Origin of the sequence: Mycobacterium adipatum, assembly GCF_001644575.1 — a bacterium.
In the GTDB taxonomy this organism is placed as follows: Bacteria; Actinomycetota; Actinomycetes; order Mycobacteriales; family Mycobacteriaceae; genus Mycobacterium; species Mycobacterium adipatum.
The window spans coordinates 4068839-4084116 of the sequence record NZ_CP015596.1; the positions used below are offsets into that span (position 1 = coordinate 4068839).

General features: G+C 69.4%; 11 protein-coding genes. 5 read left to right on the top strand and 6 right to left on the bottom strand.

Annotated elements, in window-relative coordinates; genetic code table 11:
* The first annotated feature begins 37 nt into the window (after positions 1–37).
* The 4 genes from A7U43_RS19335 (at position 38) to A7U43_RS19350 (ending at position 3886) form a co-directional block, all read left to right on the top strand.
* Complete coding sequence (locus tag A7U43_RS19335; protein ID WP_067998492.1) at positions 38–913, top strand: ABC transporter permease; 876 nt, start codon at positions 38–40, stop codon at positions 911–913.
* A gap of 30 nt (positions 914–943) precedes the next feature.
* Entirely contained in the window at positions 944–1975 is a 1032-nt protein-coding gene (locus tag A7U43_RS19340; RefSeq protein ID WP_067998494.1) for an ABC transporter substrate-binding protein, read from the top strand.
* A gap of 11 nt (positions 1976–1986) precedes the next feature.
* A complete protein-coding gene (locus A7U43_RS19345) occupies positions 1987–2799 on the top strand; it encodes an ABC transporter ATP-binding protein (RefSeq protein WP_067998496.1) in 813 nt (270 codons plus the stop codon).
* Between the two features lie 127 nt (positions 2800–2926).
* Positions 2927–3886, top strand: a complete 960-nt coding sequence (locus A7U43_RS19350) for an alpha/beta hydrolase (protein ID WP_067998498.1) — start codon at positions 2927–2929, stop codon at positions 3884–3886.
* Here A7U43_RS19350 and A7U43_RS19355 read toward each other — a convergent pair.
* Together A7U43_RS19355 and A7U43_RS19360 are read right to left on the bottom strand one after the other, a co-directional pair.
* Positions 3883–5196 (bottom strand): MATE family efflux transporter, encoded by a 1314-nt coding sequence (locus tag A7U43_RS19355; RefSeq protein WP_231963357.1) that lies wholly within the window; start codon positions 5194–5196, stop codon positions 3883–3885. The two genes, A7U43_RS19350 and A7U43_RS19355, sit on opposite strands and share 4 nt — an antisense overlap.
* Positions 5189–6187, bottom strand: a complete 999-nt coding sequence (locus A7U43_RS19360; RefSeq protein WP_067998502.1) for a DHH family phosphoesterase — start codon at positions 6185–6187, stop codon at positions 5189–5191. Before A7U43_RS19360 ends, A7U43_RS19355 begins: the two co-directional genes overlap by 8 nt.
* A gap of 226 nt (positions 6188–6413) precedes the next feature.
* Between A7U43_RS19360 and A7U43_RS19365 the strand changes: the two genes are divergently transcribed.
* Positions 6414–7223 carry a sulfotransferase family protein gene (locus A7U43_RS19365; protein ID WP_067998505.1) on the top strand — a complete coding sequence of 270 codons (810 nt, stop codon included), beginning with the start codon at positions 6414–6416 and terminating at the stop codon, positions 7221–7223.
* A gap of 61 nt (positions 7224–7284) precedes the next feature.
* Here A7U43_RS19365 and A7U43_RS30585 read toward each other — a convergent pair whose 3' ends face one another.
* From A7U43_RS30585 to A7U43_RS29230, 4 genes are all read right to left on the bottom strand, one after another.
* Positions 7285–10959 (bottom strand): hypothetical protein, encoded by a 3675-nt coding sequence (locus A7U43_RS30585; RefSeq protein ID WP_156525964.1) that lies wholly within the window; start codon positions 10957–10959, stop codon positions 7285–7287.
* 561 nt (positions 10960–11520) lie between these two features.
* Complete coding sequence (gene rbfA, locus A7U43_RS19375) at positions 11521–11994, bottom strand: 30S ribosome-binding factor RbfA (protein ID WP_067998508.1); 474 nt, start codon at positions 11992–11994, stop codon at positions 11521–11523.
* 3 nt (positions 11995–11997) lie between these two features.
* The gene (infB, locus tag A7U43_RS19380) at positions 11998–14787 is read right to left on the bottom strand and encodes a translation initiation factor IF-2 (RefSeq protein WP_082902217.1); all 2790 of its coding nucleotides are present in this window, start codon (positions 14785–14787) and stop codon (positions 11998–12000) included.
* A gap of 112 nt (positions 14788–14899) precedes the next feature.
* Positions 14900–15244, bottom strand: a complete 345-nt coding sequence (locus tag A7U43_RS29230) for a YlxR family protein (RefSeq protein WP_156525965.1) — start codon at positions 15242–15244, stop codon at positions 14900–14902.
* Between the last annotated feature and the right edge of the window lie 34 nt (positions 15245–15278).

Here is a 15278-nt window from a genome sequence, read left to right on the forward strand (position 1 = left end):
CATCAGACCCGTTCCACTGCGACCTTGAGGACACTTCATGGCGGTCACCGCATCGGCCCGCATCCAGCCACCGGACTCCGGCCCGGCCACCCGTCCGGCAGCCCCACGAGCACGCTGGTCATTTTCCCCCCGCCGCACCGCGGCCAACCTGTGGCGTCCGGTCCTGCTGGTCGTTGCGCTGCTGGCCGGCTGGTGGGCGGTGACCGCGGCCGACCTCGTCGCGCCCTACATCCTGCCCTCCCCCGCAGATACCTGGCAGGCCACCACGCAGAATGCCGCCTACCTGGCCCAGAACACCTGGGTGACCACCTGGGAAACGGTCATCGGCTTCGTCATCGCCACCGCGGTGGGCATCTTCGTCGCGGTGATGATGATCTACTCGTCGAGCTTCGAGAAGACCGTCTACCCGCTGATCTTGTTCGCCCAGGTGATCCCGAAGATCGCGATCGCCCCGCTGTTCATCGTGTGGCTGGGCTTCGGTCCCTCGCCCAAGATCCTGGTCGCCGTGCTGATGGCGTTCTTCCCCATCGTGATCTCCGGGCTGGCCGGATTGCGGTCGGTGGACCCCGAGATCCTGGAACTCACCTCGACCATGGGCGCCAGCAAGTTCCGGACCTTCATGAAGGTGCGCTTCCCCGCGTCGCTGCCGCAGCTGATGTCGGGCCTCAAGGTCGCCGCCACCCTGGCCGTCACCGGCGCGGTCGTCGGCGAATTCGTCGGCGCCAACGAGGGACTCGGCTACGTCATTCTGCAGGCCAACGGAAGCCTGGACACCGCAATGCTTTTCGCTGCGCTGATCATCATGTCGCTGCTCGGGATCGTGTTGTTCGCGATCATCGAGATCGCCGAGAAGCTGCTCATCCCCTGGCATGCATCACGGCGCACCTCCAACTCCGCCTCGACCGCGGTCTGACCCCCACCGATACCGATCAGGAGACACACCATGTTCTCATTCAGCCGTCGCGTCACCACCGCCGTCGCCGCGACCACCGCCATGCTCACCCTGGCCGCCTGCGGCCCAGGTGCGGGCGAGAACAAGCCGGCCGCCGAGAGCGCGACACCGGTCACGCTGATGCTCAACTGGTATCCCTACGGTGAGCACGCCCCGCTGTACTACGGCGTGCAGGAGGGCATCTTCGCCGAGCACGGCATCGACCTGACCATCGACCCCGGCCAGGGCTCCACCCGCACCGCGCAGGCGGTCGGCGGCAAGCAGGTCGACTTCGGCTGGTCCGACACCGCGGCGGTACTGAGCAATATCGACCAGGGCGTCGACATCAAGAGCGTCGGCGTGTTCCTGCAGACCACGCCGTCGGCCGTGCAGGTTTTCGCCGATTCCGGTATCGAGGAGCCGGCGGATCTCGCCGGGCGCACCATCGCGGTATCGGCCGGCGACGCCCCGACCACCACCTTCCCGATGTTCCTCGCCGATGTCGGTCTGGCACCGGGCGACGTCAAGGAACAGAACCTGGACTCGGCGGGCAAGATGGCCGCGCTGATGGCCGGCCGGGTGGACGGACTGATCGGCTTCGCCCACGACCAGGGCCCGACCATCGCCAACAAGAGCGGTCGGGAAATGCGCTACTTCCGCTACTCCGACGCCGGTCTGAACTTCTTCAGCAACGGTCTGATCACCCACAACTCGACGATCGGTGACAATCCCGAGCTCGTTCAGTCGATGCTCGACGCCGTCAGCGCCTCCTACGCAGCGGCCAAGGAAGACCCCGAGGCCGCGGCGAAGGCCATGGTCGGTGTCGACCCGCAGACCCCGCCGGAGCACGTCCTGCTGCAGCAGTGGCAGGAGACCATCCCCCTGCTGAACACGCCGGCCACCACCGGTGCGGCCCCCGGCACCAACGCCGAAGCGGACTGGACCTCCACCATCGCCACGCTCAGCGAGGCCGGGCTGTTGCAGTCGGCCAAGGCACCGAGCGAATACTGGGCCTCGTCGTTCGTTCCCGCGGCCGGCGAATAGGGATCCCCGACATGACCTCCGCCACCATCACCGCACCGAGGACCACCGTGACCTCAGACGCCATTGCCATCGACAAGCTCACCGTCACCTTCTCGTCGAAACGGTCCACCGTGACCGCCGTCGATGATGTCAGCCTGCGGGTCGCCGACGGTGAATTCGTCTCCATCGCCGGACCTTCCGGCTGTGGTAAGTCGACACTGCTCAAGGTGGTAGCCGGTCTGACCGAGGCCACCTCGGGTGAGGTCCGGCTGCGCGGCAACGCCGTACGTGGCCCGCAGCGCGAGATCGGCTACGTCTTCCAACGCGCCGCGCTCCTGGAATGGCGGTCGGTGCGGCGCAACATCCTGCTGCAGGCCGAGATGCGGGGTATGCCCCGCAAGAACGCCCAGGCCCGCTGCGACTACCTGATCGAGATGACCGGGCTCACCGGATTCGAGAACGCCCTGCCGCACGAGCTGTCCGGCGGTATGCAGCAACGTGTTTCGCTGTGCCGCGCGCTGTTGCACGAGCCCGGTGTATTGCTGATGGATGAGCCGTTCGGTGCGCTGGACGCGCTCACCCGGGAGAAGATGAACGTCGAGTTGCACCGCATCTGGCGTGAGACCGGCACCACCGTCGTGCTGGTGACCCACTCGGTGGCCGAGGCGGTGTACCTGGCCAACCGGGTTGTCGTCATGAGCCCACGGCCCGGCCGCATCGTCGAGACCCTCGATGTCGACCTGCCCCCCGAGCGTGAGTACGGCGAGACGATGGAACGCCCGGAGTTCATCAAGGTGGCCAACCGGGTTCGTGACCTGTTGGGCAGTTCCAGCGCCGCGGACTGAACGCCGGGCCGGTCGCGCCGGAGGCAACGTTCGCCGAGAGCGAACTCGTCGCTGTAACGAAAAGGGGGTGCCCGCGCGACGTAGTCGGTGGGTCGGGGGGCTCTCCCGGACAGGACGGCGTACCCGAATGAAACACCTGCACAACCTCACCCACCGGCTGTGGGCCGGTTTGCTGGCAGCGATCCTGCTGCCGGGACTGATCGTCGTGGCAGGCCCGGCGGCAACCGCGGCGGCGTTCTCCCGGCCCGGGCTGCCGGTAGAGACACTGATGGTGCCCTCGGCGGCCATGGGCCGCGATATCCCGGTCCGCTTCCAGGGCGGTGGCCCGCGGGCGGTCTACCTGCTCGACGGCCTGCGCGCCCGCGAAGACAACAGCGGCTGGGATATCGAGACCGCGGCCTTCGAGACCTTTTTCGAGTCCGGGGTATCGGTGGTCATGCCGGTGGGTGGCATGTCCAGCTTCTACACGAACTGGCAGGGCCCGGCGGTCGGCAACGGGAACACCTACAACTACCAGTGGGAGACGTTCCTCACGTCCGAGCTACCCGGCTATCTGGCCGCCAACAAGGGCATCTCGCCGAGCGGCAATGCCGTTGTCGGACTGTCCATGTCGGGCAGCGCAGCGCTGACGCTGGCCGCCTACCACCCGGGCCAGTTCCGCTACGCGGGCTCGCTGTCGGGCTACCTCAACCTGTCCCAGGGGCTGTGGCCACTGTTGGTCACCTTCGCGATGGCGGACGCCGGCGGGTTCAACGCGGTGTCGATGTGGGGTCTCGGTGGCGGGCCGGCCTGGCGGCGCAACGACCCGACGGTCAACGTCGGCAAGCTGGTCGCCAACGGGACCCGGATCTGGGTGTACTGCGGTACCGGGCGCCCCGGTGAGCTCGGTGGTGGTGGCGATGTCGCCGGCCAGGTGCTGGAAACGATCACCCTGGACAGCAACCGCAACTTCCAGACCCAGTACCAGAACGCCGGCGGCAGCAACGGCACCTTCAACTTCCCGCCGAACGGGACCCACGGCTGGGGTTACTGGGGCGGGCAGCTCAACGCCATGAAGGGTGACATCCAGGCCACCCTCGGCGCCTAACCGGTGCCGACCACCAGCCAGCGCCCCGATACGGTGCGCCAGCCGACGAAGGCCAGTCGCAGCACCATGAACAGCGACAGGCCCGACCAGATCCCGACCAGTCCCCAGCCGTAACCGAGGGACAGCCAGATCAGCGGCAGGAAACCGATCAGGGCGCTGGCCAGGGTGGCATTCCGCATGAACTTGGCGTCACCGGCGCCGAGCAGGACGCCGTCGAGAGCGAACACCACGCCGGCCACCGTCAGCTGGCCCACCAGGAACCACCAGGGCACCGCGATCTCATCGAGTACGGCGGGGTCGGAGGTGAACAAGCCGGGCAGCACCGCCGACCCGGCGGCGAACACGATGGCGAATACCGCGGCCGCCGCCGTCGAGAACAGGGTGACCCGCCAGGCCACCGACTTGGCGTGGCCGAGCCGACCCGCCCCGAGCGCGGCACCCACCAGGGACTGCGCGGCAATGGCCAGCGAATCCAGCACCAACGCAAGGAAATTCCAGAGCTGCAGAACCACCTGATGCGCGGCCACCGCCGCGGCCCCGAACCGTGCCGCGACCGCCCCGGCGGACACGAAACACGCCTGGAAGGCCAGCGTCCGCAGCGCCAGGTCCCGACCCATCACCAGCTGGGCGCGCAGCACCGCGGGTTGCAGCCGCACGCCCACCTGCTCGGACAGCAGCGCCCGGCAGAACAGCAACGCGGCGATCCACTGACCGATCACATTGGCCACCGCAGATCCTGTCAGGCCAAGCTGCGGCAGGCCCAGCCAGCCGTACACCAGCGACGGGCACAGCACCGCTGAAATACCGAAGCCGACAAGGACATAACGCAACGGACGCACGGTGTCCTGGACACCGCGCAGCCAACCGTTTCCGGCCATCGAGATCATGATCGCCGGGGCACCGAGAATGGCGACACGCAGCCAGGGCAACGCGGCATCGGCGATCGGCCCGCCCCCGGAGATCACGTCGAGCACGGGAACGGCCAGCGCCTGCACCGCGACGACCACCACGAGCCCCAGGCCCACCGCCAACCAGGTGGCCTGCACGCCCTCCCCGACCGCAGCCTCGCGGTCACCGACGCCGAAGAAGCGCGCCGAGCGTGCCGTCGTTCCGTAGGACAGGAAGGTCAACTGCGAGCTGACCAGGGCCAGCACCAACCCACCGATCGCCAAACCGGCCAGGCTCAACGCGCCGAGCCGGCCGACGACCGCGAGATCGAAGAGCAGATAGATCGGTTCTGCGGCAAGCACGCCCAAGGCCGGGAGCGCCAGTGCGGCGATGCGCCACGCGGTGACGGGTTCGTCAGCCAAGAGCGTCCTGCAACGCGAGCACGACGTCATCGGCAGACCCCGTGGCCGAATAGCCGGCGGCCTTACGGTGTCCGCCACCACCGAACCGGCTGGCCACGGCCGAGATGTCCAACGACTTGGAGCGCATCGACACCGACCACTGCCGCGGCTCGATCTCCTTGAACACCGCCGCCACTTCCGCCTGGGCGGTGGTGCGCACGATATCGACGATGCTCTCCACTTCCTCGGGCCGGGCTGCCGCCCATTCCTCGTGCGAGACAACCGCGTACACCAGCCCGCGCCCGTCGGCTGCCCGCTCCAGCAGACGCGCCGAACCCAGCACCCGCGACAACATCGGCAGCCAGGCGAACGGGTGGGTGTCCATCAGGGTGCGGCTGATCCCCGCGTTGTCCACCCCGATCTCCAGCAGCCGGGACGCCAACCGGTGTGCCCGCGCGCTGGCCCACCGGAACGATCCGGTATCGGTGGTCAGCCCGGCGTAGAGGCAGTGCGCGACCGGCTCGTCGATCGGCTTGTGCCAGGCGTCGAGCAGATCAGCGATCAGCATCGTCGTCGAATCCGCCTTCGGATCCACGAAGTTGACGGTGCCGAACAGCGTGTTGGACGCGTGATGGTCGATCACCAGGACCTCGGGAACCTGCGCAGCCAGCTCACCGAGGCTGCCGAGCCGGTTGAAGGTCGGGATGTCCACGGTGACGACCAGGTCGGCGTCGCGGCGGCAGTGTTGCGGGGATACCAGCAGATGCCCGCCCGGCAAGGTCGCCAATGATTCCGGAAGGTCACCCGGGGCGGCAAAACTGACCTGGACGTCCTTGCCGGCGGCGGCGACCACCTGAGCCAACGCCAGGCCGGCACCGATGGTGTCCGCATCGGGGTAGACGTGCGCGACGATGACGATGGTGTCGGCGCGGCTCAGCACGTCGGCAGCCCCGGCTGCGTCGACGCGGGGGCCCGCTGCGGCCGTGTCAGTCATCGAATTGATCGCCGTCATGGTTGTCCTCGGTGTCCGTACGCTTCCGTCCCCCGTCACCCCCCACCTCGGTGACCACCGTACGGGTCGGTGCCGCCGTCGGCATCGCTACCCTGCCCGACACCGCGGCCGGCGTCGGCACCGATCCCGCCCAGAGCGCCGGGGGCACCCACAAAATGGGCTCTGACCGCGGCAAACCGGCCCGCCTTACTTGCGGTCGCGGCGATCGGGATGCAGACTCAGCCCGATGACGGCGCTGCATTTCATCTCCGGCCTGCCGCGGTCGGGCTCGACGCTGTTGGCGGCATTGCTGCGCCAGAATCCGCGGTTCGAGGCCGGCATGTCGGGACCGCTGGCCGGTCTGTTCGACGCGCTGCTCTCCCAGATGAGCGCGGCCAACGAGTTCGCGGTCTTCCTCGATGACGCCAAACGCCGACGCATGCTGCACGGCCTGTTCGAGAGTTACTATGCGGATTGCCCCGCGGACGTCATCTTCGACACCAACCGCAGCTGGTGTGCGCGCATGCCGGCCCTTGCCCAGCTTTTCCCGGAGTCGAAAGTCATTGCCTGCGTGCGGGACCTTCCGTGGGTGATCGACAGCATCGAGCGGCTGGTCCAACGCAATGTGTTCAGCCCGTCCTCGATCTTCAACTACAGCCCCGGCGGCACCGTGTACACCAGGGCCAGCCAGGTCGCCGGGCAGGACGGTATGGTCGGCGGTCCGTTCGACGCGCTCAAACAGGCGTGTTACGGCGCGCAGCGGGAGCGTCTGCTGGTGGTGCAGTACGAGACCCTGACCACCGATCCGGCCAGGACCATGAAAGCCATCTACGACTTCATCGACGAGCCGGGTTTCGAGCACCAATTCACCCATGTCGACTATGACGTCACGGATTTCGACGATCGGGCCGGGACGCCGGGGCTGCACACCGTCAACGGCGCGGTGAAAGCCGAGCCACGCGAGACCGTATTGCCACCAGATCTGTTCAGCCGCTTCGTCAATGACGCGTTCTGGCGCGATCCGGACGTCGTGCCATCCGACCTGTTGGTCATCTGAGCGACATGACATGACGAGAGGCCCGCCGCAGCGGGCCTCTCGGACATGCGTTGTCGGCCGATCAGTTGGCGTTCGTGCCGTTGGCACCGTTGACGCCGGGGGTGCCGTCGGGCTGGCCGTCGGTGCCGTCGGTGCCGTTACCGCCGTGCCCGATGCCCCCGGCGGTGTTGCCGCCGATTCCACCGGCACCACCGGCGCCACCGGCACCGCTGCCGCCGACACCGGGTTCGCTGCCGTCACCGCCGGCGCCACCTGCGCCGCCGGAGTTCTGTTGGTCTGCCGACTGCTGTCCACCCGACTTCCAGAAGGTGCTGTTACCGCCGTCGCCACCCTTGCCGCCGAGGGCGCCACCGGCACCGTTGACACCGCCGTCGCCACCGGCACCGCCGGTCGATACGCCCGCGGTGACCGTCGTACCGGCGCCATAGGCCTGGATCCAGCCCATTCCACCGCTACCGCCGTTGCCACCGTTGCCGGCACCGCCGGCGCCCGAGGTTGCGGTGCTACCGGTGATGCCGGCGTTCTCGGCATAGACGTTGGTGAACCCGCCGGCACCGCCGGAGGCTCCGCTCACGGTGCCCGCACCGCCGGCACCGCCGGTCGCGGTGATCCCGGTCGCGACGCCGGTTGTGCCCGCGGCCATCACCAAGGCGCCGCCGCCGGCTCCGCCCTTGCCCGCCGCGACCGCATTGCCACCGGCACCGCCGATGACGGTGCCCTGCGCGGTGCCGCGCGTGGTGGTGTTGTAGCCGGCCTGCACTTCGGCAAACCCGCCGCTGCCGCCCGTGCTGCCCGTACCGGTGCCGCTGCCGCCCGCACCGCCGGCGGCGCTGCCGGCGGCAGATCCGTTGGCAGCCGCGTTGAGATCGGCATTACCGCCGGTTCCGCCCGTGCCGCCGGTGTAACCGGCCCCACCGGCCCCGCCCGCGGCGCCGGCGTCGGTGCCGGTGATGGTAGAGCCCGCACCCTTGGTCAACAGACCGCCGGTACCGCCCGCTCCGCCGGTGCCCGCGGCACCGAGCCCACCGGAGCCGCCGGTGGCGGTACCGCTGACGTTGGAGGTCGCGTGGGTGGCCGAGACGGTGGCCGCGGCACCCGCGCCGCCCACGCCACCGTCGGTGCCCGCCCCGCCGTTGCCGCCGGCGGCCACGGCGTTGGCCACCTTGCCACCGGTGCTGGCGGTGATGGTGGCGGCGCCACCGACACCGCCGACGCCGCCGTTGGCATCACCGGCACCGGCATGTCCGCCGGTCGCGCTCGAGTTGGTGACCGAGCTTCCTGCGCCACCGGTGACGTTGATGGTGCCCGCCCCACCGACCACACCGGTACCGCCGTTACCGCCGGTCGCCGAGCTCGCGGTGATCGAATCGCCGTTACCCCTGGGGGTGATGCTCGCACCACCGCCGGCACCGCCGTTGACACCGTATTGTCCGGCTCCGCCGGTGCCACCGGTCGCGGTGCCGTTGGCGACGCTGTTGACACCGGCCACTCCGGACGCCTGGCCGGTGCCGATGACGGCCTGGCCACCGGCGCCACCGGTCACTCCGGTACCGGTACCGCTGCCGCCGGCACCGGCGCGGGACGTGCCGGTGGTCGTCGAGGTGTTTCCCTTCGCGGTGAGCTGCGCACGCGCGCCCGCGCCGCCCGTTCCACCGGCGCTACCGGCACCGCCGTCGCCACCGTAGGAGTATCCGGCTGCCGAGGATCCGTTGCCGCTGGCGATGATGGTGCCGAAACCGCCGGCGCCACCGCGGCCGCCGGTGGTCGCCGCGCCGCCCGCGCCACCGAGTGCGTAACCATCGGCCGTGCTGTCGGCGCCGAGGTTGGCATAGAGGCCGCTGTTGATATAGCCGCCGCCGCCGTTGCCACCGGTGCTGCCGATGCCGTCGCCGAAACCGCCGGCACCACCGATCGCGGTGCCGGTCGCCTGGCCGCCGGTCCGTTTGGCACCGAGCTGTCCCAGCGCACCGGCGCCACCCACACCGCCGTTGATGCCCGCACCGCCGGCACCACCGGTCGCCGTACCGTCGGCGACCGCGTTCGCCGCAATGGCCGTGATCCGGCCCACGCCACCGACACCACCGACACCACCGTTGAGCCCGCCGGCCCCGCCGGCACCACCGGTCGCGGCACCCGAGGCGACGCTGCCGGCACCATCGGCCGACAAGCCGGCGCTGCCACCGACGCCGCCGGCACCACCGGCCGCGGTCGCGGAGCCCTTGCCGCCGGCCCCGCCGACACCACCGACCGCGGTACCGATGGTCGAACCGCCGTTGAGTTGCTCGACGAGGGCACCGCCACCGCCGCCACCGCCGCCACCACCGAACCCACCGAGGCCATGTGCACCGGCGGCACCGGAGCCGCCGACGCCACCGGCACCGCCGGTCGCTCCGCTACCCACACCGATGCCCGCACCACCGGCCCCACCTGAGCCGCCTTTGCCTGCAGCGCTGAGGAATCCGCCGGCTGAACCGCCTCGACCGCCGGAGCCGCCGATGCCTCCGGCGCCACCGTTGACGCCGGCCACGCCGTCCACGCCCGCCGCGCCGACGCCGCCGGCACCGCCGTTGCCGAAGAACGAACCACCGTTGCCGCCCTGACCGCCGGCACCGCCGTTGATGGTGAAGACGCCGGCACCGCCGCTGCCGCCCGCGCCCCACACCCCGGCATTGCCGCCGCTGCCACCGTTGAAGCCGCTGCCGCCGTTGCCGAACGCCCCGGCATTACCGCCGTTGCAGGCCAGGCCGGCGTTGCAGGTCTCGGCCGTCCAGCTGTAACCGTTGCCGGCCAAGATGCCGCCGTTGGGATGGGTGGCCGTGCCGTCACCGATCAGCAGCAGGCTGCCGATCCAGATCCGCGGACCCGCCGGGGCCGCACTCGGTGTCGGTTGGACCGCCGTCATGAGCAGCACCGGCTGCGCCGAACCCACCCCGGTGCCGTCGAGTCCTTCGCCCCGCCGGGTACTTGCGCTCGCGGCCGTGGCGATGATCAGCGCCCCCAGCAGCGGGGATTCCCCGGTCCCCTTCGCCTGCGCGTCGGAGCCGGCGGGCATCACCACGGCGATAACGGGAACACCTTGCTTCTCAACGGTTTTCGCCACCGGATGCGTCCACGGAACCGTCACGATGGGCAGCGGAGCGATCTGCTCCACCCCGGCCGCGATATCGTCGACCGAAGGTGACTTCGGCTCGACGAGTGCCGTCGAGTCCGTGGCGTCACCGTCGGATACCGTCGGCGCGGCGGCCACGGACTCCGCCACCGACGCACGTTGCACCCCGTACCGGCCACGTGGACGCTTCGCCTCGGACTTCACCTCATCGGCAGCGTCGGAGCCATCGACGTCGGTGTCGTCACCGGAACCCGACTTCGGCGCATCGTCATCGTCGGCGTCATCGTCGGCGTCATCGTCGGTCGAACCGCCGGCGTCCGAGGAGTCGGCGCCCGACGTCGGGTCGGCCGAATCAGCCGACCGCGGTCCGCGCTGGTCCGACCCGGAGTCCGAGGATCCCGTGGAACCGGTCGAGCCAACGTTGGACGAGGAGTCAGCCGCTGCCGCCGGCATGAACGCCGCGGCCGCCGCCCCGATCCCCAACGCGACGGCAAGTGCGCCGATACGACCCACATGGGTCGACGCACTATTGGCCTTGGGCGCGGCGTGCCTGGGCCCTGCGGGCTTACGCTGCACATGCTTGGCCACGTGTTTGCGGTCCGCGCCCAGCGGTCGACTCTGATCCACCAGCAAATCTCCATTCCCCGACGTGCGATCCCAGCTGATGAGCATCGACAGATGTGACGGAGCACACTGGAACGCGAATTCGTAGCGACGCTAACACGCGAGTAACACATTTTGGCAAAATTGACGCCGAAGACGGAAACTTCGCCGCCTGCACCGGATGCAGGTCGGTCGACAGTTTGCCCGATTCGCGCACCGAGGCACGAAAAGCGCAGTTCTAGCGCAGGTGATGCGGCAAAAAACGAGGCTTCTCCGTGTCACCGGTGCTGTTTACCCAGCTCTTTAGCATTGCCGACTAAGTAGCTATTTCTGCGGATTCCGTCGTCTGCGGCGACCCGATGGACATCGGATGGCGAATCCAGCAAGACATGATGCGGCAGCCCGCCGGCACCGTGATTCGATGAGCAGACATCCCCGGTGAACACGCGGATGCCGACCGGATGGGTATCGGCCCAGCGCCCAGCCCCGGTGCCCGCTATCGGGCAAACATGCATGAGGCACCGACGGGCACCCGGACGCGCCACTGCCCCGGCGGATACCGCCGGGGCAGAGACGTGCAGAAAACTACGGTCGTTCGATCTCCGCAGGATCGGCCGGATCGCCGTCGGTGGGAGCCACCCGGTACGGGTCGGCCTCCCCCGCCGGTGTGGCGCCTTCGCGGATCCGAGCCAGATCAGCATCCGCCGCCCGGGCACGGGCCAGCAAGGCCTCCATGTGCGCCGAGGTCTCCGGCACCTTGTCCAGCACGAACGACAGCGTCGGGGTGAAGCGCACCCCGGTGGCCGCACCGACCTTGCTGCGCAGGATGCCCCTGGCACGCTCCAGCGCCGCGGCCGCACCGTCGTAATCGGGCTCGTCCTGCAGCGTCGCGCCGCGCACCGTGTAGTACACGGTGGCGTCGTGCAGGTCTCCCGTGACCTTCGTGTCCGTGACGGTCACGAAGGCCAACGGGGGATCCTTGATCTCGAACTCGATGGCCGAGGCCACGACCGTGCCGATGCGCTTGGACAAGCGGCGTGCACGCCCAACATCAGCCATGACTTAGGTGCGTTCCTTCTCGACGAGTTCGTACGCCTCGATGACGTCGCCCTCTTTGATGTCGTTGTAGGTCAGCGTGAGACCACACTCGTAGCCGTCGCGCACCTCGGTGGCGTCATCCTTCTCCCGCTTCAGCGAGGAGATGGTGACCGTCTCGGCAACCACCACGTTGTCCCGCAGCAGGCGCGCCTTGGCGTTGCGGCGCATGATGCCGGAGGTGACGAGGCAACCGGCGATATTGCCGACCTTGGAGGACCGGAAGATGGCCCGGATCTCGGCGCGGCCGAGTTCCTTCTCCTCGTAGACCGGCTTGAGCATGCCCTTGAGCGCGCTCTGGATCTCGTCGATGGCCTGGTAGATCACCGAGTAGTAGCGGATGTCGACACCCTCGCGGTTGGCCAGCTCGGTGGCCTTGCCCTCGGAGCGCACGTTGAAGCCGATGATGATGGCATTCGACGCCGACGCCAGGTTGACGTTGGTCTCGGTGACACCACCGACACCGCGGTCGATGACGCGCAGTTCCACCTCGTCGTCGATCTCGATACCCAGCAGGGCCTCCTCCAGCGCCTCCACGGTGCCGGAGTTGTCGCCCTTGAGGATCAGGTTCAGCTGTGAAGTCTCCTTCAACGCTGCATCCAGATCGTCCAGGCTGATGCGCTTGCGGCTCCGCGCTGCCAGCGCGTTGCGCTTGCGGGCACTGCGTCGATCGGCGATCTGCCGGGCAATCCGGTCCTCGTCGACCACCAGCAGGTTGTCGCCGGCCCCGGGCACCGACGTGAAGCCGATGACCTGGACGGGACGCGACGGCAGCGCCTCGTGGATGTCCTCGCCGTGCTCGTCGACCATGCGGCGCACGCGACCATAGGCATCGCCGGCGACGATCGAGTCCCCGACGCGCAGCGTGCCGCGCTGGATCAGCACGGTGGCCACCGGGCCGCGGCCACGGTCGAGGTGCGCTTCGATCGCCACACCCTGGGCTTCCATATCGGGGTTGGCCCGCAGGTCCAGCGACGCGTCGGCGGTCAACAGCACCGCCTCCTCGAGCGCCTGGATGTTGACCCCGTTCTTGGCCGAGATGTCGACGAACATGGTGTCGCCGCCGTACTCCTCGGCCACCAGGTTGTACTCGGTGAGCTGCGCCCGAATCTTGGCCGGGTCGGCGCCCTCCTTGTCGATCTTGTTGACCGCCACCACGATCGGCACATCGGCCGCTTGCGCGTGGTTGATGGCCTCCACCGTCTGCGGCATCACACCGTCATCGGCGGCGACCACCAGGATCGCGATATCGGTGGCCTTCGCGCCACGGGCACGCATCGCGGTGAATGCCTCGTGACCGGGGGTGTCGATGAAGGTGATGAGCCGCTCGGCACCCTCGTGCTCGACGGCGACCTGGTAGGCACCGATGTGCTGGGTGATGCCACCGGCCTCGCCCTCACGCACGCTGGCGTTACGGATGGTGTCCAACAGGCGGGTCTTGCCGTGGTCGACGTGACCCATCACGGTGACGACCGGCGGACGGAACTCGAGATCTTCCTCACCGCCCTCGTCCTCGCCGTAGGTCAGGTCGAACGACTGCAGCAGTTCGCGGTCCTCGTCCTCCGGGGACACCACCTGCACGACGTAGTTCATCTCGCTGCCGAGCAGTTCCAGCGTCGAGTCGTCCACCGACTGGGTGGCGGTGACCATCTCGCCCAGGTTGAACAGGGCCTGCACCAGCGAGGCCGGGTTGGCGTTGATCTTGTCGGCGAAGTCGACCAGCGACGCACCGCGGGCCAGCCGGATGATCTCGCCGTTGCCGTGCGGCAACCGCACCCCACCGACGACCGGGGCCTGCATGTTCTCGTATTCGGCGCGTTTCGCCCGCTTCGACTTGCGGCCACGACGGACCGCACCGCCGGGACGACCGAAGGCGCCCGCGGCACCGCCGCGCTGGCCGGGACGACCACCGCCGCCACCGCCACCGGGACGGCCACGGAAACCACCGGCTGCTGCTCCGCCGGCACCGGCACCTGCACCGGCGCCGCCGCCCGCACCGCCACCGCGGTAGTTACCGCCACCACCGCCACCGGGACGGCCACCGGGAGCCGGACGACCGCCCGGACCGGGACGCGGTCCGCCGGGACGACCGGTCGCACCGGGACGCGCACCCGGCGGACGAGGGGGCATATTGCCTGGTGAGGCTCCACCGGGACGGGGTGCGCCCGGGCGCGGGCCACCGGGACCGGGGCCCGGACGGGGACCGCCGGGACCGGCGGCCGGACGCGGTGCCGGACGCTCGGCCGGCGCCTGCGAGGAGAACGGGTTGTTGCCGACGCGCGGGGCGCGCGGGGCGGGCTTGGGTCCCGGAGTCGGGCCCGGACGGGGACCTGGGGTCTGGGTGCCCGCCGATGCGGCCGGTGCGGCCGGAGCGGGCGGCGCGGGGGTCGCCGGTTTGGCTGCCGGAGCCGCGGGAGCGGCCGGTGCCGGCGGCGCCTGGGCTGCCGGAGCCGCGGGGGCCGGAGCCGGCGGCGCGGGAGGCGCCGGGGGCGCCTGAGGTGCCGGCTTGGGGCCGGGCTTGGGACCGCCACCGGACGGCGCTGCCGGCTTGCCGGCGGCTTTCGGGGCGGGTGCGTCGGTCGCGGCGGCGGATTTTCCGCCACCGAACGACTCACGCAGCCGGCGCGCGACGGGGGCTTCCACCGTCGACGACGCCGATTTGACGAATTCACCCTGGGCGCTCAGCCGGGCGAGAACTTCCTTACTGGTGACACCGAGTTCCTTAGCCAACTCGTGCACGCGGGCCTTACCTGCCACTACTTCTCCTCGTTTGGAGGCGACAGCGGTGGTGGGGCCGCGCCTCGGGTTTAGCTATGACGCATGGTCATCGGGACTTCACGGTGTGCTCATGTTCTTCGCTACCTGTTCTCTAGCCGGTGGGGCCGAACCCGTCAGCGCCCAGTGTGGCACTGACGTACTCGACCACCGCGGATGTATCCGGTGAACCGGTGATGCGCAACGCTCGGACGAACGCTCGCCGACGGACTGCCGCTTCAAGACACTGTGGGTCGGGATGCAGCCATGCACCCCGCCCCGGCAGGTTACCCGTTGTGTCCACAGTCACGGCGTAATTGCCGGGCCTGTCGGATACAGCGGCCACTCGAAGCAGTTCGACGGCCAGTTCTCGCTTCCGGCATCCCACACACGTGCGCACCGGTCCGTCTGGGCTCCGATGCACACGAGCCGGGATGGCCGAAGTCTCGCGCTGGATCATGGTCGAGTCTACCGTCCGGAGTTCGCGCAGAAAG